The sequence below is a fragment of the Nonomuraea fuscirosea genome (genome assembly GCF_035917475.1).
In the GTDB taxonomy this organism is placed as follows: domain Bacteria; phylum Actinomycetota; class Actinomycetes; order Streptosporangiales; family Streptosporangiaceae; genus Nonomuraea; species Nonomuraea fuscirosea.
In genome coordinates this window covers 46003-64952 of the sequence record NZ_CP109074.1, presented here as the reverse complement: position 1 = coordinate 64952, position 18950 = coordinate 46003, and the positions used below count along the sequence as shown (strand labels likewise).

General features: G+C 67.2%; 15 protein-coding genes. 9 read left to right on the top strand and 6 right to left on the bottom strand.

Translation table 11 applies throughout. From position 1 onward, the window contains the following. Window positions 1–162: 162 nt before the first annotated feature. The 4 genes from OIE67_RS00305 to OIE67_RS00290 form a co-directional block, all read right to left on the bottom strand. A complete protein-coding gene (locus tag OIE67_RS00305; RefSeq protein WP_326635507.1) occupies window positions 163–1056 on the bottom strand; it encodes a hypothetical protein in 894 nt (297 codons plus the stop codon). Between the two features lie 47 nt (window positions 1057–1103). Beyond that, window positions 1104–1532: a type II toxin-antitoxin system VapC family toxin gene (locus OIE67_RS00300; RefSeq protein WP_326635505.1), complete on the bottom strand. Its 429-nt coding sequence runs from the start codon at window positions 1530–1532 to the stop codon at window positions 1104–1106. Next, the gene (locus tag OIE67_RS00295; RefSeq protein WP_326635503.1) at window positions 1519–1797 is read right to left on the bottom strand and encodes a DUF6364 family protein; all 279 of its coding nucleotides are present in this window, start codon (window positions 1795–1797) and stop codon (window positions 1519–1521) included. The genes OIE67_RS00300 and OIE67_RS00295 overlap by 14 nt, the downstream gene beginning before the upstream one ends. 96 nt (window positions 1798–1893) lie before the next feature. Continuing rightward, window positions 1894–3336 (bottom strand): acetyl-CoA synthetase, encoded by a 1443-nt coding sequence (locus tag OIE67_RS00290; protein WP_326635502.1) that lies wholly within the window; start codon window positions 3334–3336, stop codon window positions 1894–1896. Between the two features lie 283 nt (window positions 3337–3619). Here OIE67_RS00290 and OIE67_RS00285 point away from each other — a divergent pair, with 283 nt between their 5' ends. The 6 genes from OIE67_RS00285 (at window position 3620) to OIE67_RS00260 (ending at window position 13238) form a co-directional block, all read left to right on the top strand. After that, window positions 3620–4741: a trypsin-like serine peptidase gene (locus OIE67_RS00285; protein ID WP_326635500.1), complete on the top strand. Its 1122-nt coding sequence runs from the start codon at window positions 3620–3622 to the stop codon at window positions 4739–4741. A 382-nt stretch (window positions 4742–5123) separates the two neighbouring features. Continuing rightward, window positions 5124–6251 (top strand): trypsin-like serine peptidase, encoded by a 1128-nt coding sequence (locus tag OIE67_RS00280; protein WP_326635498.1) that lies wholly within the window; start codon window positions 5124–5126, stop codon window positions 6249–6251. Between the two features lie 196 nt (window positions 6252–6447). Beyond that, on the top strand, window positions 6448–7611 hold the full coding sequence (locus OIE67_RS00275; RefSeq protein WP_326635496.1) for a trypsin-like serine peptidase: 1164 nt from the start codon (window positions 6448–6450) through the stop codon (window positions 7609–7611). A 465-nt stretch (window positions 7612–8076) separates the two neighbouring features. Continuing rightward, the gene (locus tag OIE67_RS00270) at window positions 8077–9609 is read left to right on the top strand and encodes a trypsin-like serine peptidase (RefSeq protein WP_326635494.1); all 1533 of its coding nucleotides are present in this window, start codon (window positions 8077–8079) and stop codon (window positions 9607–9609) included. 435 nt (window positions 9610–10044) lie between these two features. Further along, a complete protein-coding gene (locus OIE67_RS00265; protein WP_326635493.1) occupies window positions 10045–11574 on the top strand; it encodes a trypsin-like serine peptidase in 1530 nt (509 codons plus the stop codon). A 176-nt stretch (window positions 11575–11750) separates the two neighbouring features. Further along, window positions 11751–13238, top strand: a complete 1488-nt coding sequence (locus OIE67_RS00260) for a trypsin-like serine peptidase (RefSeq protein ID WP_326635492.1) — start codon at window positions 11751–11753, stop codon at window positions 13236–13238. 121 nt (window positions 13239–13359) lie between these two features. Here the strand turns inward: OIE67_RS00260 and OIE67_RS00255 are convergent, their stop codons facing one another. Both OIE67_RS00255 and OIE67_RS00250 read right to left on the bottom strand, forming a co-directional pair. Continuing rightward, window positions 13360–14718 carry a tetratricopeptide repeat protein gene (locus tag OIE67_RS00255; RefSeq protein WP_326635491.1) on the bottom strand — a complete coding sequence of 453 codons (1359 nt, stop codon included), beginning with the start codon at window positions 14716–14718 and terminating at the stop codon, window positions 13360–13362. A 288-nt stretch (window positions 14719–15006) separates the two neighbouring features. Beyond that, window positions 15007–16215, bottom strand: a complete 1209-nt coding sequence (locus OIE67_RS00250; RefSeq protein ID WP_326635489.1) for an NAD(P)-dependent malic enzyme — start codon at window positions 16213–16215, stop codon at window positions 15007–15009. Window positions 16216–16489: 274 nt separating this feature from the next. Between OIE67_RS00250 and OIE67_RS00245 the strand changes: the two genes are divergently transcribed. Genes OIE67_RS00245 through OIE67_RS00235 form a run of 3 tightly spaced genes read left to right on the top strand, consistent with a single transcriptional unit; the run spans window position 16490 to window position 18927 of the window. Then, entirely contained in the window at window positions 16490–17356 is an 867-nt protein-coding gene (locus OIE67_RS00245; RefSeq protein ID WP_326635487.1) for an ABC transporter substrate-binding protein, read from the top strand. A 3-nt stretch (window positions 17357–17359) separates the two neighbouring features. Further along, on the top strand, window positions 17360–18187 hold the full coding sequence (locus OIE67_RS00240) for an amino acid ABC transporter permease (protein ID WP_106252192.1): 828 nt from the start codon (window positions 17360–17362) through the stop codon (window positions 18185–18187). After that, entirely contained in the window at window positions 18184–18927 is a 744-nt protein-coding gene (locus OIE67_RS00235) for an amino acid ABC transporter ATP-binding protein (protein WP_326635484.1), read from the top strand. Before OIE67_RS00240 ends, OIE67_RS00235 begins: the two co-directional genes overlap by 4 nt. Window positions 18928–18950: the final 23 nt, after the last annotated feature.

Genomic DNA, 18950 nt, shown 5'->3' with positions numbered 1-18950 from the left:
CACCCCACCCCGCCCCAACCCGCCCACGTCCGCCGCCGCCCAGCGCCATCCGCCTAACGCCCGACGGATTCGACGTCGCCCAGCAAAACCTCGGCAGGCCCCCAGCACCACTCAGGCGAAGCGCCCGGCAGATCCCCAGCACCACCCGGCGAGTGGGTGGGGTCATTTCACCGTGACCCGGATCCCCTCGATCGCCTTCTCTCTGAACTCCGTCGACCCCGTGACGGCGATCAGCATGTCGCCACGGCACACCATGTCGGACGGTCGCCCTCGCCCTTCGATGACCTCGGGCAACGCGCGGTGGCCGGCGCAGTCGGGGGTCGGGACGAGGGCCAGCATCTGGCCCGCTCCGCCGCCGAACCACAGCTGTGGCCCCACCGGATGGCCCTGGACCCGCTCCCCCGGTCGGGTCAGCCGGATGTCACGGCGGGCCGAAAGCACGAGGTAGCCCTCCTTGGTCACCCGTCCGCGCAGGTTGCGGGCCAGCGACATCCGCTGGTCGAAGGTCAGCCCCTCCCCCCGGTCGTACATCGCCAGCCGCCACGGCCCGAATTCGAACAGCAGCACCTGCCCGTAGAAGCCGCTGCCCGCCTGGCGCGGCCAGAGGGTCACGTTGGGGGCGTAGTTTCTGATCGGCTGCCCGCCGCGGGTGACCTCCAGCTGACCGCCGTACGGGGCGACGAACTGGCGGAACCGTCCCTCGACCCAGGCTCCCTGGAACGGCCGCGAGCCCAGGGCGTCGAGATTCAGCTCGGCCGGATACCGCACCTCGGCCCGTACGCCGTGGGGGAACACCACCTGGATGACCTCGTCCCCCTGCTTGGGCACGGCGGGTGGGTTGACGATGTTGGGCGCGTTGTCGAGCCGGGTCAGGGACCTGATGGGCTCAGGGGTCGCGGTCGCGGCGGGAGACTCCGCCTCGGCCTCGGGGTCGGGGTCCCGGCTCACGAGCAGGCCGATGACGGGGATGAGCAGGAGCGCCACCACCACCAGCAACAATGTCCACCGGCGGCGCCCACGCTCGCCTGCCTCGATGACGTCGAACTGTTCCGCCACGACGTTCCTAGCCGAGTCGGTGCCGGCTTGCGCCCTTGAACTCCAGTTCAGTTCAGGGGCGACCTCCAGCGCAAGCCCTCGAACTTGGCGAAATCTTTGTCGCAGGTCACGAATTCACAACCGTGCTCGATGGCGAGTGCGGCGAGATAGGCGTCGGGGATGAGATTGCCGGTGGCGCCGACCTGACGGCTGAGCCGGGTGAAGATCTCCCAGTGCCGGTCCTCGGCCGCGACCACCGACGCGTGCGGTTGGTTGCGATAGGCCGCGGCGAAGGTGAGGGCGTCTTCGAGCCGATCGGGTTTGAGGTAGATGCGCCGGTTGGTCACCATCCGGATGAACCCGTTGACGACGAAGTCGCTCACGGCGTAGCTGGAGTCGCCGTTCACCATCTCGTCGACGATGGCCAGGCAGCGATCGTGGTCGACGGATTCGTGCCGGAACGCGTTGACAAGGACGTTGATGTCAGCGAGGAGCATCGAACACCTCCGGGAAACGCTCCGCATTGTCGAGGTCGTAGGCGATGTGCTCCAGCTTGTCGCCGGCGTCGAGCCTCTGCTGCACCCATGCGTGGTAGCCGGGCTCGCACGGGGAGGTGATCAACTCCACGCGGGGCCGCTGGGCCACCTCCGTGGAGCGGTTGAGCAGTTGTCGCAAGGCATCCTCCATGACTGAGGTGAGACTTCGTCCGTTTTTCGCCGCGTACGCCTTCGCCTCGTTGAGGAGCGTTTCGTCGATGCGCACCGTTGTCCTCCGCATGACTCCAGCGTCCGCCGCTGACATAAAAATGTCAACACCAGATAGTAGTCAACCGGTCACAGATTTGACTGCAAGTTTAAGTCACCAGGAGGCCACATTGACCTTCCCGTCGGTCGCCACCCGCACCTCCCGCCCCACCAGCTCCCGTTCCTCCGCCTCCGCGAGCAGGTCCGCCTCCTCCACCACCGCGTACGCCCGCCCTCCCGGCACCTCCACCACCAGGAACCCCTTCTCGGCCGCGCCCCCCGGCCCGTGCGCCACCGTGTAGCCGGCCACCTTCCCCACCCCTGAGTACGACGCCACGACCGGCACCTCCTCGGCCGTGTGCACCGGCGTCGCACCACCCAGCCGCCCGCCCAGCCGCCCGCCCGGCTCGCTCGACCACACCGCGTACGTGTGCTTGGTCAGGTGCATCCCCACCCCGGTGACCAGCCCGTGCCCCGACTGGGCCCGCAGCAGCCCGGCCATCGTCGCCGTCGAGTGCAGCACGTAGTCGCTGGCCGGCCCGCCCGCGTACGGCAGCCCGCCGGTGACCGTGAGCCCGCGCGGGTCCAGCGGGTCGAGCCCGATCGCGTCGCACGCCTGCCGCAGCGCGATCGCGAAGCAGCTGTAGACGTCGAGCGCGTGCATGTCGTCCAGCCCGAGCCCGGCCCGTTCGAACGCGGCCCGCGCGGCGGCGGCGACGGCCGGCGACGAGCCGAGCGCGGGCCGCGCCGCCACCTCCCAGGTGTCCTCCGCGTACGCCCATCCGCGCAGGTAGACCCGCCGATCCTGGGGCACCCCGAGCCGGTCGGCCAGCCGCGAGCTGGCCAGCACGACGGCCGCCGCCTGGTCCACCTCCAGCACGGCCACGGTGCTCCTGGTGTACGGCCAGCCGACGAAGCGGTCGAGCAGCTCGTCGGGGGTGCGCGCGACCCTGCGCCAGGCGTACGGGTTCGCCGCCGCGACCTCGGTCATGGGGGCCATGATGCGGGCCCGTTCGCGCATCTCCTCCTGGATGGCGAGCCCGACGGCCGCCCGCCGCGCCGTCTCCATGATCGGATAGGTGTGCACCGGGAGGAACAGCCCGTGCGCCAGCGCGGAGGGATGCGGCGTCCGCTCCCACCCGTACGGCGGCCGCGGGTCGGCGGCGTGGCTCCAGGGCGCGTGCTCGCCCGCCTTCCGGTACGCCCGCCGCGTGGCCAGCGCCTCGGCCCCCGCGACCAGCGCGGACTCCAGTTCGCCCGCCGCGATCCCGGCCGCCGCGGCGCCGATGAGCAGTTGCGGGGCCGTACCGCTGACCTTGGAGTAGACCTGGTGGCGTGGCGTGGCGCCGAGGCGTTCCGCGAGGCGGCCGACCGGCGAGTCGTACTGCCACGAGTCGGTGTGGACGATCTGGATCGAGTCGAGCCGCCCGACGGGCAGCCGCGCGTCGTCCGCGGCTGCGCGGGCGACCGACTCCCACAGATCCAGCGGTTCTGGGCCCGGCTGCTCGCGAATGGTGCGTTGGGCGATGCCAATGAGACAGGGCGTGCGAGGATCCATGCCGCCATCTAACCAGAACAACGTTCGGTTGATAAGGAGTGGCGCTTGATAATTGGCGTTACCGCTGTTGTCAGAGAAAATAAAACACGGCCTTGACCTGCGGAAATGCTAATTCCGAATACATGCGAACTCGCTATTTCCATAACAGAATGGAACCGGCCCATGCTTTTTGGCGTCGTTTCCTGGCGGCCGGATCGGGCCGTTCATTAGCGTTCTCAACGTTTTCCTGGCCCACCGGGGCACAGTCCCCCGCTCTGGGCCGCCGAAAGCTGAGAGGAGCTCCATGTATTCCCGAGCAAGGCGCATCGCGATCCCCCTCGCCGGCCTCGTGGCCATCGGGCTGGCGGCGGGAATGGTCGGCGGCGGCGCGGCGAGCGCGACCGCACCCTCGGACGTCGTGTCCAGGAACTCGGCCACCCCTGCTGAGCAGGCGGTCCAGTTCTGGACGCCGGACCGCATCAAGCTGGCCACCGACTACGACGACGGCGTCGACCTGTCCACCAAGGGCGTCAAGGGCAGGAACGACTCCCCGGACGGTCCCGCAGGCTCCGTTCCGCCGATCGGCGCGGAGAAGACGAAGAGCAAGAAGAGCAAGCACGTCAACCTGCCCAACACGGTCGGCCGCGTGTTCTTCACGCTGCCCAAGGCCGACCCGCGCAACCCGAAGAACTGGCGCTACTGCTCGGCCAGTTCGGTGCAGAGCAAGTACCGCAACCTCGTGGCGACTTCCGCCCACTGCGTGTACGACACCAAGAAGAACACCTTCTACGACAACTGGATCTTCATCCCGTCCTACTGGGACGGCGACAAGGTCTGGGACGGCAAGGCTCCCTACGGCATCTACGCCGCCAAGACGTTCAACGCGCACGACGACTTCGTGGTGAAGGAGGACTACGACTACGACTACGCGTTCGTCAACGTCTTCAACGGCATCAAGGTCAAGTGGGAGAAGGTCGGCGGCAAGTGGAAGTGGACGGTCAAGAACGTCGGCCGGCTCGGTGACAACGTCGGTGGCCAGGGCTTCACCTGGAACCGGAGCACCAAGCTGAACGTGTTCTCCTTCGGCTACCCGGCGGGCGAGCACCCCGACGGCGACAAGCCGTTCACCGGCCGCACCATGAAGTACTGCTACGGCAAGACCAAGCCGATGCCCGAGGCCAGGAAGTACAACCTGCAGGAGCACATCGGCTTCAAGTGCTCCTTCACCGCCGGCGCGAGCGGCGGGCCGTTCATCTACAACTACAAGAGCGCGTCGCGCACCGGCTACCTGGTGGGCGTCAACAGCGTCGCGTGGGACACCGACGGCAACGACCGCTACGACCACATCTCGTCGCCGTACTTCAACACCGACACCTACAAGGTCTACAAGGCCGCCGCCAACCGCTGGACCGGCAACTGGCGCTGATCGAGCCTGAGCGAGCCTGCACCCGGGCCCCGGTTCCCCAGTGGATCCGGGGCCTTCCCTTGGGCCGGGAATGGGGCAGCGGCAACACCGCGGCAACGCGGCGGCGTCGCGGCGGCAACGTGGTGTGCGCCACTGGAACGATCCTGATCATGGCCGTGAATGCGCGCATTAGCGCGCCCGGACATACACTCAGCAACCCCGCCTGACCTGCGGTTATGCCAACTTGCTAATGATCATTAACGCGTATCGGGAGTGTTCGGCTGACAGTGTCCTTATAGTTCACGATGCACCCTTGATCAGGTAACGAATCTCTATCCAAGCTGCAATACCGTCTGTACATCTGGAAAAATCCACCCTTACGACCCCAAGAAAGGCCTATTTCATGATCCCCCGGGCCCGGCACCTGGCAGCGGCTGCGCTCAGCAGCGCGCTGCTGATGCTGCCCGCCCTCACGGGGACCGCCCACGCCGCCGCGTGGAACGCTCACAGCGCCACAGCAAGCGCCGCCGCGCCCACCAGCAAGGTGTACGCCGTCCCGCTGGCCAGGACGCTCGCGGACGTGAAGCGGGTCGCGAACTACTGGAAGCCCGACCGCCTGAAGAAGAGCGACAGCTACACCCCGGCCACTCCCGGCGCCGCGGCCCCGGTGAGCACGTCCGGCAGCGCGGCCGCCCCGGCCACGCCCGTGGCCACCGTGCGGCGCTCGCTCGCCGCCCAGAGCGTCCTGCCCGTGCCGCCGCGCAAGGGCGCCGCGATGACCATGGGCAAGGTCTTCTTCCGGATCGGCGACAAGGAGTACTGGTGCTCCGCCAGCTCGATCGCCGCCAAGAACCGCAGCGTCGTCGCCACGGCCGCGCACTGCGCGTACGACTCGCGCCAGGCCAAGCCCGCCGACTACTGGATCTTCGTCCCCAACCCCGACGCCAACGGCGAGACGCCCGACGGCATCTACGTGGGCGCCTCGATCAGCCTGCACGAAGACTGGATCGGCAAGGCCGACTACGACTACGACTACGCGTTCGTGACCGTGAACCGCGGGTTCACCTGGGTGGCCAAGAACGGCGGCTACGTCATGCAGGACGTCGGCCGGCTCCAGGACAACGTGGGCGGGCTGGGGATCGAGCTGAACAGGAAGCCGGGCTCGTACACGGCCAGGCCCTTCGGCTACCCGGCGGGGGCACAGCCCGACGGCACGCGCCCGTTCGACGGCAAGACGCTGCTGGAGTGCCCGGAGCGGAGCACCCGCTACACCGTGGCTCCGGGGCTCGACCTGCAGAAGGGCGTCGAGCTCCAGCCGTGCGACTTCAGCCACGGCGCCAGCGGCGGCCCCTGGGTAATCGGCTACGACAAGAACCGCAAGCTCGGCAGTCTGAACGGCGTCAACAGCCTGACCTGGAACAGGGACGCCAGGGACCGCTACGACGCGGTGTCGTCGCCCTACTTCGACACCACGACCGGTGAGGTCTACCGGCGGGCGGCGGCGCAGGCCACTGTGCCAAAAGTGACGTAAGTCATAGCAACCGGTTGATCACTTGGGGTGATCAGCGGCTTCTCTCTCTCGGCGGGATCACGGCCACGCTCCCACTACTGACACGATCTCCCCGTTTGTCACACGAACCCCACCAAGGTTGTAGGTTCCGGGCTGTCCATTTGCTGAATTCCGGAGGTGCACGAGGCGCCTCATGTCAGCGCAACCTGGAGTCACCTTGAAGCGAACCCTTCTTCCCGCCGGCGGCGCCCTCCTGGCGACCGGTCTGCTCGCCGCCGGACTGTCCGGCACGGCGCAGGCCGGCGGCGACGTCGCTCACGACCCGATGGCCCGCAACTCCTCCGACGCCGTCTCCGTCGCCTCCTTCTGGCTGGCCTCGAACGGCAAGGCGCTCCGGTCCGCGACGCAGTACACGTGGGACTCGAAAGAAGTGCGGAAGGTCGTCTCCAAGGGCGGCTACACCCCCGACGGCAAGCCCGGCCTCACGGCGCCGACCGGCGAGTCCAGATCCACCGGCTCGGCCCAGAACGTGAACCTGCCCAAGACCGTCGGCAAGGTCTTCTTCGTCGACAGCCACGGCAAGTACCGCTGGTGCTCGGCCACCTCCATCCAGTCGAACTACCGCAACCTGGTCGCCACGGCCGGCCACTGCGTGTACGACACCGACAGCAACGCCTCCACGCTGGACAAGTGGGTCTTCGTCCCCGGCTACTTCCAGGGCAAGACGCCGTGGGGCATCTACGTGGGCAAGCAGGCCTTCACCCACTACGACTTCGACACCTACGAGGACTACGACCGCGACTACGCGTTCGTCACCGTCTACAACGGCATCCAGTTCAACGGTGTCAAGCAGGTGAACCGCAAGGACTACCAGCGGTTCACCGGCCCGAAGCGGTCGTGGGGCGGCCGCCACTACCTCCTGCTGTCCAAGGACGCGGGGCGGCTGGGCGACAACGTCGGCGGGCAGGGCTTCGCCTGGAACCAGCCCACGGGCAAGGCGGTGCGCGCGTTCGGCTACCCGTCGGCGCCGCACCCTGACGGCAACCGGCCCTACAGCGGCGTGACGCCGAAGCACTGCTATGGCAAGACCACGGCCAAGGCGGTGGGCGCGTCCTGGCTGAAGATCGAGGAGCACATCGGCCTCAAGTGCGCGGTGACCCCCGGCTTCGACGGCGGGCCCTGGCTGCTCGACTACAGCAACGCCAAGCGCCTCGGTTACGTGAACGGCGTCACGAGCACGTTCGCCGACCAGGACGGCAACGACCGGATCGACTACATCACCTCGCCGTACTTCGACGGTGAGACGGCCGGCGTCTACAACGCGGCCAAGAACGTCTGGTCGGGCAAGATCGTCGGCCCGAACGGGGAGCTGTACAAGTAAGTCACCCGGAAGCAGACGAGGGTCTCGGTTCTCACCGAGGCCCTCGTTCGCGTTTCTCAGGGGTCGTGAAGCCTGCGCGGACCGACGAAAGAGGCCCGGGAAACCTCGATCTGAACGCTTCCTGAAGATCACCTGTGAGGATCGGGCCAACTTAGACGGAGCAGGCCCAAATCTGGTTCCTGTGATCTGAGTCACATACAAGCGACTACACTCTGCGACTACCGGTTAACGGAACTTTCGTGCCGTAAGCGATAACCCACTCACACCCTGCGTAAACGTAACTTTCACATCACAGCGCGCGAAGATCTCTGACTGGTAACGGAAAGGTCACGGCGGTAAGGGCGTCTGCCCGATCCGCCAAACCGGGTTCCACCTGCGGAGATCACCACGCTATGTTCCTTGCTATCCCTTTACTGACGCATGGGACGCATGTTGCGACCCACGACAGAGCAAGGAGCAGTTCCCTTGAAGCGCATCCTCATCCCCGCCGGTGGCGTGGTTCTGGCCACCGGCCTCCTGGCCGCCGGCCTCGCCGGTACGGCCTCGGCTGACACCGACGTCGCCAAGGACAACATGGCGACGTCCGCTGCCAACGCGAAGGCCATCGCGGACTTCTGGGCGGAGAACAACGGCGCTGCCCTCAAGGCCGCCAAGGAGTCCAACGTCTGGGACAGCAAGACCGACGTCGCCAGGCTGCAGAGCAAGGGCGGCTACAGCTCTGACACCAAGCCCGGCACCACGGCGCCGATCGGCGAGGAGAAGAAGAGCACCGCCAAGACGCAGAACGTCAACATGCCGAAGACCATCGGCAAGGTGTTCTTCGTCAACAGCAAGGGCGAGAAGCGGTGGTGCTCCGCCACTTCGATCCAGTCGCAGTACCGCAACCTGGTCGCCACGGCCGGGCACTGCGTCTACGACACCGCCACCAACTCGGACGTCATGTCCAAGTGGGTCTTCGTCCCCGGTTACTACCAGGGCCGTGCTCCTTGGGGCATCTACGTCGGCAAGCAGGCCTTCACCCACTACGACTTCGACGTCTACGAGGACTACGACCGCGACTACGCGTTCGTGACCGTCTACAACGGCGTCAAGGTCGAGGGTGGCGAGGCCAAGCAGGTCTCCAAGGCCGAGTGGGACAAGTACCAGGGCATCAAGGACGCCAAGGACGTCGAGATCAGCCGCGAGGAGTTCCGCGCGGGCAAGCTCGACCCCACCCGGACCGAGGCCTACTGGGCCAAGCGTGGCTCGGCACCTGAGGCGACCGGTCCCGACTACCCCGGCGCCGTCGTCGGCAAGGTCGAGGTCTCCGAGGGCCGCTACCAGCGCGCTCGGGTCGGCCAGGGCAACGGCCGCAAGTTCGGTGAGCCCATCACCGAGATCGTGACCGACAGCGAGGCCGCCGCTTACAAGGCCAAGCAGCGGGCGGACCGGGTCAAGTACCCGGCGAAGGTCGAGAAGGACCGTCGCGGCAACTGGACGATCACCCACTTCTTCGTCCAGCAGTGGTACAAGCCCGGCACGGACACGAAGTTCTTCAAGACCGTCTTCTTCATCGTCGACGGTGCCTCCCTCGACGCTGGTCGCCTCGGCGACAACGTCGGCGGTCAGGGCTTCGCGTACAACCAGCCGACGGGCAAGGACGTCCGCGTGTTCGGCTACCCGGCCGGCGCGCACCCCGACGGCAACAAGAACTACACCGGCATCACGCCCAAGTGGTGCTACGGCAAGACCTCGAAGAAGCTTGTCGGCTCCGCCGCCAAGAAGATCGAGGAGCACGTCGCTCTCAAGTGCGCTATGACCGAGGGCGCCGACGGTGGCCCGTGGCTGTTCAAGTACAGCAACGCCAAGCGTCTCGGCTACGTGAACGGTGTCACCAGCACCTTCAACGACCAGGACAAGAACGGCCGCGTGGACTACATCTCGTCGCCGTACTTCGACGGCGAGACCAACACCGTCTACAAGGCCGCGGCCGCTTCGTGGTCCGGCAAGATCGTCTAAGTAGCGGTTCCGCGACCGGTCCCTGACCGTCCGTATAACTGTTGCGAGCGTGGGGCCCGGCATCCTGCCGGGCCCTTCTGCTTTTCTCCGGCGAAGTGAAGGCGTTTGGACGCATGGGGCGCCCATACGGTGCCATCAACTCGATGTGATCTGCGTCACATCGCTCAGCCGGGGCGGATCAACGGGACGTCTCCGCACCCATGGCCACTTTGACAACATCCTTATGTTGATCAGGCCAAATGGTGACAACTGAAGCTTCGCACAGCTCCTGCGCATCAGCCTTTTAAACATCACAGAACGATCACGCCCGGCTTGTCGCGACTTTTCCTTTCAGATCGGCTACCCGAGCTCAAGATCGACACTGTATGTTCCTGGCTATCCCTTTACTGACGCATGGGACGCAAGAGGCGTTCCACGACAGCGCAAGGAGTTACCTTGAAGCGCATCCTCCTCCCGGCCGGTGGCGCCATTCTGGCCACTGGTCTCCTCGCTGCCGGCCTCGCCGGCACGGCGCAGGCTGACAACGTCATCGAGAACGCCGATCTCGCCAAGACGCAGGCCCAGGCCGAAGAGGTCGTGGAGTTCTGGACCAAGTCCAACAACGCCGCCCTCAAGGGCGCCGTGGCTTTCAGCCCCGACGTTCTCGAGGTCGACAAGATCGTCCGCGGTGGTGGCTATAGCGCGGACACCAAGCCGGGGGTCACCGCGCCCATCGGCGAGGAGAAGAAGACCGCCGCCAAGACCCAGAACGTGAACCTGCCGAAGTCCATCGGCAAGGTGTTCTTCGAGGGCCGTGACGGCAAGCTGTACTGGTGCTCCGGCACCTCCATCCAGTCGCAGTACCGCAACCTGGTCGCCACCGCCGGCCACTGCGTCTACGACATCGCGGCGAACAAGGAAGTCGTGTCCCGCTGGGTCTTCGTGCCCGGCTACTACCAGGGCAAGACGCCGTTCGGCATCTACGTGGGCAAGCAGGCGTTCACCCACTACGACTTCGAGGTCTACGAGGACTTCGACCGCGACTACGCCTTCGTCACGGTGTACGACGCCCTCGGCGGCTCCCTCAAGGAGCCCAAGAAGGTGTACTGGGACGAGTTCCGCAAGTACCGCGGCGAGAAGTTCGTCAAGGAAGTCCCCGTTAGCCGGGAAGAGGCCTCCAAGCGTCTCGACCCGAACAACAAGGACATCTACGTCCTCAAGGGTGCGGTTCCGGACGAGGCCGTCGGCCCGGACTACCCCGGCGCCGAGGTCACCAAGCGTGAGGTCACCGCGAGCGAGTACTTCCGTGCTCGTTCCGGCCAGGGCCAGAACCGCAAGTTCGGCGAGCCCGAGGTCGAGCAGGTCACGTACAACGAGGCCCTCGCTTACTTCAAGGGTCAGAACGGCAAGCCGAACGCGCAGTTCCCCGGCACCGTCAAGCTGGACCGTCGCGGCAACTCCACCATCACCCACTACTACGTGCAGCTGTGGGTGAAGAAGGGCACCGAGCGCGGGTGGATCCGTAAGGACTTCTACACCGTCGTCTCGGGCCTGAAGAGCGGTGGCCGTCTCGGCGACAACGTCGGTGGCCAGGGCTTCGCGTGGAACCAGCCGACCGGCAAGTACGTCCGCACCTTCGGTTACCCGCAGGGTGCGCACCCGGACGGCAACAAGCCCTACACCGGTGTCACGCCGAAGTGGTGCTACGGCAAGACTGGCAAGAACGTCACCAAGGCCCCCGAGTACAAGGTCGAGGAGCACATCTCCCTGAAGTGCGCCGTGACCGGTGGCTACGCGGGTGGCCCGTGGCTGCTCAAGTACAGCAACGCCAAGCGCCTCGGCTACGTCAACGGTGTCACGAGCCTCATCGTGGACAGCGACAAGAACAAGCGCTACGACCAGATCACCTCGCCGTACTTCGACGGTGAGACGGCTGCGATCTACAGCGCCGCGTCCAAGTCGTGGTCCGGCAAGCTCGTCAAGTAGTTCTCAGCAGGACAAGAACGACGACCTAGTCATCGTTCGCATGCTTCACCCGAAGGGCTCGGCTGCCAGCCGGGCCCTTCGGCCTTTCTGCTGGAAATTGCGTGAAACCCCTTACTAGAGTGACCAATGGGTCGATAGGGTTTTTACACCCTTTTTGACAACTGTGGAGTCCTTCCTTGAAGCGCCTGCTCATCCCCCTCGCCGCTGTCGGCCTGAGCGCCGCCGTCCTCGCCCCGCCCGCCAACGCCGCGCCCAACTGGGCGACGGACAACCTCCTCCCGAAGCCGGCCGACGCCTACGGCGCCGCCGCTTTCTGGCTCGACTCGAACGGGGCCGCGCTCAAGAAGGCAACCCAGTACAACCTGGACTCCAAGCAGGTTCCGAAGCTCGTCAGCAGCGGGAGCAAGGGCGCCCCCGACGGCAAGCCCGGCATGACCGGCCCCACCACCACCGCCAAGGCCGGCGCCTCGAAGAACGTCAACCTGCCCAAGACCATCGGCAAGGTCTTCTTCCTCGACTCGAAGGGCCAGTACCGCTGGTGCTCGGCCACCTCGATCCAGTCGCGTAACCGCAACCTGGTGGCCACCTCCGGCCACTGCGTGTACGAGCACGGCGACGACGTCTACCAGAAGTGGATCTTCATCCCCGGCTACTACCAGGGCCGGGCCCCCTGGGGCGTCTACGTCGGCGCCTACGCCTTCACCGCCTACGACCTCGACACCTACGACGACTACGACGGCGACTACGCCTTCGTCGCGGTGCACAACGGTTTCATGCTGGGCGCCGAGAAGGAGGTCTCCTTCAAGGAGTTCAAGGACTTCGCCGGCGACAAGTGGGTCAAGCCGGGCGAGATCAGCGCGAGCGAGTTCCGCAAGTGCGTGCTCAACCTGGGCCAGTGCTGGTCCGTGGGCGCCAAGGACGCACAGCTGGCCGGGCCCGACCACCCGGACGCCGTGGTGGAGAAGGTCGAGGTCTCCAAGCAGGCCTACGCCGCCGCCAGGACCGGCAGGGGGCAGGGCTTCAAGTTCGGCGAGCCGATCGTGGAGCACCTCACCAAGACGCAGTGGCAGGCTTACAAGGGCCCGGGCGACAAGGGCACCGGCCCTGACAAGCGCGGTAACTACACCGTCATCCACTACTACACCCAGAAGTGGGTGAAGCCGGGCACCGAGCGCAAGTACTACCAGGCTCACTACATCCTCGGCATCGCCAAGGACATGGGCCGGCTCGGCGACGTCGTCGGCGGTCAGGGCTTCTCCTGGAACCAGCCGCTCAACCAGCCGGTCACGGTCTTCGGTTACCCGAGCGCCCCGCACCCCGACGGCGACCGTCCCTTCAGCGGCGTCACGCCGAAGTGGTGCGCGGGCAAGACCGGCACGAAGAGCTGGCAGGTCAACACGTTCAGGGTCGAGACGCACCAGGTGCTCAAGTGCTCGATGACCCCGGGCGCCGACGGCGGGCCGTGGCTGCTCAAGTACAACAACGGCAAGCGCACCGGCTACGTCAACGGCGTGACCAGCATGTACTACGACAACGACGAGAACGGCCGGATCGACTACATCAGCTCGGCCATCTTCGACGGCGAGACCGCCGACGTCTACAACAAGGCCAACTACGCGGCGACCAAGTCCGTCGTGGGCCCGAACGGCGAACTGCTCAAGTAGAACCGGCAGCTCGCGAGCAAGACCGGCAGGCCCGGGCCATCACGGCCCGGGCCTTTCCGATTCCCCAGATCGTCCCGTACCACAGGACGCCGAGCCCGATCAGAGACGGCGCCGAGCCTGATCACACCGCGCTCAGCTGCCGGGCGCGCTCGCGCAGCGCCATCACCGGCCGCTCATGCTTGTACGGCTCCAGCCGCCGCCGCAGGTCGGCCGCGTAGGACCGCGACCTGGCCGACTGCAGCTCACCCCCCAGAGCCAGCGCCCCGGCCGCGGCCGTGCACGCCTCCTCCAATTCCCCGCACTGCAGCAGCCCGGCGGCCAGCAGCGACAGGTTGAACATCCGGCCCCGGACGTAACGGGCGTCCATGTCGAGCGAGCGCCGCGCCTGGCGGACCACCCGCTCGCCCTCCCCCAGGTCGCGGAAGCAGTGGGCGAACTTCGCCGACAGATAGGCCTCGTCGAAGTAGCTGAGCCACTTGGGCTCGTCGTCGGGCCTGCGCACGTCGAAGGCGCGCTCGGCCTCGTGCAGGCTGGCCCCGCAGGAGCGGCCGTCGCCCAGGCCGGCGTGCGCGTGCGCCTCCAAAACGTGCGCGGAGGCGAGGAGCGTGCGCACGCCCGCCTTGCGAGCCGCCATCTGTGCGGCCCTGGCCAGGTCGAGGGCGTGGGCCGGCTGGCCGATGTAGATGGCCTGGTGGGCCATCCCGGCCAGGATCTCGCCGCCCAGGGTCTGGTCGTCGGCGCCTCTGGCCAGGCGCAGGGCCTGGATCAGATAGCGCTGCGCGAGGCCGTGCTGCTCCATGTCGTAGGCCATCCAGCCGGCCAGGCGGGTCAGCTCCGCGGCCGCGGAGGCGAGCTGCCTGCCGGTGCTCTGCCCGTACGCGCCGTTCTTGAGCAGCGGGGAGACGGCGGTGTCGAGGTATTTGACCACGGACGACCTGACCCGGCCGCTGCCGAACCGGTTGTCCAGCTCACCGAAGGATCGGGTGACCTCGTGGATGGCGGCGACGTCGGCACGGCCCACCCGCCGTGATCCGATGCCGCTCGGGCGCCCTTCAGCGGGCGATGTCAGCCAGCGTACGGCTCCGACGGAGCCTGCTCCTATCGCGAACGTCGAATCGATCAGGAATCTGCGTCTCTCTACATCGGCCCGCCACAGCGCCGTCACGGTCGCGATCCCCTCCTGCCACGTGTGCGTGAACTCCTGTCCGAGATCGAGGGGTGTGATGACGGCCGGCATGCCGAGGTCCTCGGCGGAGACCGGCCTGCCCAGACGCAGTGCGAAGATCTCGGTGAGCAGGCATGGCACCGGATCGCGTGGCCTCTGACCCCCGATCCAGCGCAGGACGGAGCTGTGGTCGTATTTGAGGCCTGGCGCGCCGCGTGCGACACCCAGCTCGTTGAGGCGCCTGGCCAATCCCTTGTGAGAGAAACCCGCCTCCGCGATGAGGTGCTGCAGCAGTCGATTCGGCTCGCGTTCCATCGCTCTCCTCGTCACAGGAGTCGGCGCCCACATCATTACAGAGAGCTACAGTTATAGCACCTTGCGTAAAGGATTTATGCCAGTTCTCAAAGTCCACCCCAACTCCGTCCCATGCCGCCCGCCGCGCCGCGTACGTACGCACGGCGCCTGCGCCCCTGGACGGAGACGTCACCTACCCATGGGTGGGACGGGTATTCCGAAAGCCCCTCAGAGCTGCGGCTGAGCGCGGAAATGGATGAGCGGAGGCCGAAAGGGCCTCCGCTCATCGGGTGGATCAGGCGCGTGGGATCAGACGCGCGCGACGCCGTCGGCCACGGCCTGGGCGGCCACGGCGGCGATCACGGCGGGAGCCACGCGCTCGTCGAACGGGCTCGGGATGATGTACGTCGGCGAGACGTCGTCGCCCACCACGCCCGCGAGCGCGGCGGCCGCGGCCACCTTCATGTTCTCGGTGATCGTGCTCGCCCGCACGTCGAGGGCGCCGCGGAAGACGCCGGGGAAGGCCAGCACGTTGTTGATCTGGTTGGGGAAGTCGGAGCGGCCGGTGGCGACGACGGCGGCGTGCTTGGCGGCCACGTCGGGGTGCACCTCGGGGGTGGGGTTGGACAGCGCGAACACGATGGAGTCGGGCGCCATGGCGGCGATGGCCTCCTCGGACACGGTCGAGCCCGACAGCCCGAGGAACAGGTCGGCGCCGACCAGAGCCTCCTCGGTGGAGCCGGTGTGGCCGGCCCGGTTGGTGTCGCGGGCCAGCGCCTGCTTGACCGGGTTGAGCCCGTCTCTGCCGTCGTAGATCATGCCCTTGGAGTCGGCGACGGCGATGTCGCCGATGCCCGCCTCCAGCAGGATGCGGGTGACGGCGACGCCGGACGCGCCGGCCCCGGCCACGACGGCCCGCAGGTCGCCGAGCGAGCGGCCGGTCACCCGGGCCGCGTTCTGCAGGGCGGCCAGCGCCACGATGGCGGTGCCGTGCTGGTCGTCGTGGAAGACCGGGATGTCGAGCAGGCCCCGCAGCCGCTCCTCGACCTCGAAGCAGCGGGGCGCGCTGATGTCTTCCAGGTTGATGCCGCCGAACGAGGGCGCGAGCCGCACCACGGTCTCGACCAGCGCGTCGACGTCGGTGCAGTCGAGGCAGATGGGGACGGCGTCGACGTTCGCGAACTCCTTGAACAGCAGCGCCTTGCCCTCCATCACGGGCATGGCGGCCGCGGGGCCGATGTCGCCGAGGCCGAGCACGGCGGTGCCGTCGGAGACGACGGCGATCACCCTGGAGGCCCAGGTGTAGTCGTCGGCCAGGGCGGGATTGTCGGCGATGGCGGAGCAGACCCGGGCGACGCCGGGCGTGTAGGCGAGGGACAGGTCGTCCGCGTCGCGGACCTGCACGGTGGAGCGGATCTCGATCTTGCCTCCGCGGTGCAGCGCGAAGGCCGGGTCCTGATCGAGCGAATCGACGGAAGCAGAAGCGGGCGTGGCAGCCACAGCGACCCCTGGAGTCATTGGTAGCGGGAAGTAAACCTTCGGCTGACGTGCGCGAGCGGGCTGGCTTCTGTAGCTGCCAGGAACCCCTCGCCGAGCGTCTCGTGAGGGGGTTCGGGGGTCACCCGTCTCCCCATAGTGCCACATGGTGAGATGGTGTCGGGATCGGTGCGGTGTCGGGGCCGACGCCGTTCTGTTGACGCATCGTTAAACGCCCGATGACGGACCGCAGCAAAAGCCATTTAAACTGCACAAAACGCAAGTTTCGTGGCATTTCACTTCGAGGAGGCCGTCCATGGCCCTCAGTCCCCAGGGCCGCCGGGGTTACGCCGTCGGCGCGCTCGCTCTGACGGCTGTTCTCGCCCTGTCCGCGTGCGGCGGCGAGTCCAGCTCCGGCTCCGGCTCCGGCACCACCAGTGCCAGCGCCTCCGCGGCCGGCGGCAGCGGCGCCAAGCTGGTGCAGCCGGGCAAGCTCACGGTCTGCACGAACATCCCGTACGAGCCGTTCCAGTTCAAGGACGCCGACGGCAAGATCGTCGGGTTCGACGTGGACATCGTCGACCTGGCCGCGAAGAAGCTCGGCGTCGAGCAGAACATCGTCGACATCGACTTCGCCGTGATCAAGAGCGGCGCCGCGATGGCGGCCGGCAAGTGCGACGTCGCCGCGGCCGGCATGACCATCACTCCCGACCGGCAGAAGAACATCGACTTCTCCGCCCCCTACTTCGACGCCACGCAGGCCCTGCTGGCCAAGAAGGGCACGGGCGCGTCGTCGCTCGATGACGTGAAGGCCAAGGGGCTCAAGCTGGGCGCCCAGGCCAGCACGACCGGCCTCGACTACGTCAAGAAGAACGGGTTCGACCCCACCGAGTACGCCGACTCCTCCAAGGAACTGCTGGCCCTCCAGGCCGGCCAGGCCGACGTGATCGTGCAGGACCTGCCCGTGGTGCTCACCTGGCTGAAGAAGCCCGAGGTCGCCGCCAAGTTCGAGCTGATCGGCAGCCTCGACACCGGCGAGCAGTACGGCATCGGCCTGAAGAAGGGCGCCGACCCCGTCCTGCTGAAGACGATCAACGACGAGATCGCCAAGGCCAAGGCGGACGGCACGTACGAGCAGATCTTCGTGAAGTGGTTCGGCAAGAAGCCAGGCGAGCTGAGCTGACGCATGGCCGACCAGCCGAAGACGGCTGAGCCTGGCCGCGCCAGGCTCAGCCCCCGGAAGAAGCAGCAGGTCACCCGCGGCGTCCAGTACGTCGTGCTGGCCTTGGCGCTCGTGGCCGTCGTCCTGTACGCCGACTGGGGCAGCCTCGCCGAGAACTTCGCCAAGATCGACGTGGCGAAGGAGGCACTGCCCGACCTGTTCACCGTCGCGTTGCGCAACACGATCATCTACACGGTGGGCGGGTTCCTCTTCGCGTTCGTGTTCGGGTTGCTGCTGGCCCTCATGCGGCTCTCGCAGGTCCTGCCGTACCGGTGGATCGCGGTCGTCTACATCGAGATCTTCCGCGGCCTGCCCGCGCTGCTGATCTTCCTGATGATCACGTTCCTGCCGCTGGCGCTGCCGGGCTTCCAGGTGCCCGGCGGCACGTACGGACAGGGCATACTCGGGCTTGGCCTGGTCGGCGCCGCCTATCAGGCGGAGGTCTTCCGCGCGGGCCTGCAGGCCGTGCCCAAGGGGCAGACGGAGGCCGCCAGGTCCCTGGGCATGTCCGCCACCAGGGCCCAGGTCACCGTGGTGATCCCGCAGGCGATCCGCATGGTCATCCCGCCGACCACCAACCAGTTCGTGTCCCTGCTCAAGGACTCGTCGCTGGTGCTGTTCCTCGGGGTGTCCGGCGAGTACGTCGAGCTGGCCAAGTTCGGCAACGACCTGGCCTCCCAGTTCGCCAACGCCACGCCCATCATGGTCGCCGGCATCACGTACCTGATCGTCACCATCCCGCTGGGTTATCTCGCCTCCCGGCTGGAGGGGCGAAAGGGGAGGACGCGATGACACACGCCATCGAGCTGCGCGACCTGCACAAGCACTTCGGCCAGAACCAGGTGCTCAAGGGCATCGACATGACCGTCGATCCGGGCCAGGTGGTCTGCGTCATCGGCCCCTCGGGGTCGGGCAAGTCCACCCTGCTGCGCTGCGTGAACCTGCTGGAGGCACCGACCAGGGGCAAGGTGTTCGTCGAGGGCGTCGAGGTCACCGACCCCGACGTGGACATCGACGCCGTACGCCGCCGCATCGGCATGGTCTTCCAGCAGTTCAACCTGTTCCCGCACATGACGGCGCTGGAGAACGTCATGATCGCCCAGCGGCGGGTGCTGAAGCGCGGCAAGAAGGAGGCCGAGGTCGTCGCCAGGGAGAACCTGGACAAGGTCGGCGTCGGAGCCAAGTGCGACGCCCTGCCCGGCCAGCTCTCGGGCGGCCAGCAGCAGCGCGTGGCGATCGCCAGGGCGCTGGCCATGAACCCCGACCTCATGCTCTTCGACGAGCCCACCTCGGCGCTCGACCCCGAGCTGGTCGGGGACGTGCTCACCGTCATGCGCAAGCTGGCGGAGGAGGGGATGACCATGCTGGTGGTCACCCACGAGATGGGCTTCGCGCGGGAGGTGGCCGACCGGGTGGTGTTCATGGACGGCGGAGTGGTCGTCGAGGACGGCGTGCCCGCCCAGGTGATCGGCGATCCCCAGCATGAGCGCACCCGCGCCTTCCTGCACCGCGTCCTGCACCCCGAGGGCTGAGCGCGACGGTGACCGGGACGCCC

Excerpts from the sequence above, each read along its gene's own strand:
- OIE67_RS00300 (WP_326635505.1), bottom strand. The coding sequence starts at position 1,532 with ATGCTCCTCGCTGACATCAACGTCCTTGTCAACGCGTTCCGGCACGAA.
- OIE67_RS00290 (WP_326635502.1), bottom strand. The coding sequence starts at position 3,336 with ATGGATCCTCGCACGCCCTGTCTCATTGGCATCGCCCAACGCACCATT.
- OIE67_RS00285 (WP_326635500.1), top strand. The coding sequence starts at position 3,620 with ATGTATTCCCGAGCAAGGCGCATCGCGATCCCCCTCGCCGGCCTCGTG.
- OIE67_RS00280 (WP_326635498.1), top strand. The coding sequence starts at position 5,124 with ATGATCCCCCGGGCCCGGCACCTGGCAGCGGCTGCGCTCAGCAGCGCG.
- OIE67_RS00255 (WP_326635491.1), bottom strand. The coding sequence starts at position 14,718 with ATGGAACGCGAGCCGAATCGACTGCTGCAGCACCTCATCGCGGAGGCG.
- OIE67_RS00250 (WP_326635489.1), bottom strand. The coding sequence starts at position 16,215 with ATGACTCCAGGGGTCGCTGTGGCTGCCACGCCCGCTTCTGCTTCCGTC.
- OIE67_RS00245 (WP_326635487.1), top strand. The coding sequence starts at position 16,490 with ATGGCCCTCAGTCCCCAGGGCCGCCGGGGTTACGCCGTCGGCGCGCTC.
- OIE67_RS00240 (WP_106252192.1), top strand. The coding sequence starts at position 17,360 with ATGGCCGACCAGCCGAAGACGGCTGAGCCTGGCCGCGCCAGGCTCAGC.
- OIE67_RS00235 (WP_326635484.1), top strand. The coding sequence starts at position 18,184 with ATGACACACGCCATCGAGCTGCGCGACCTGCACAAGCACTTCGGCCAG.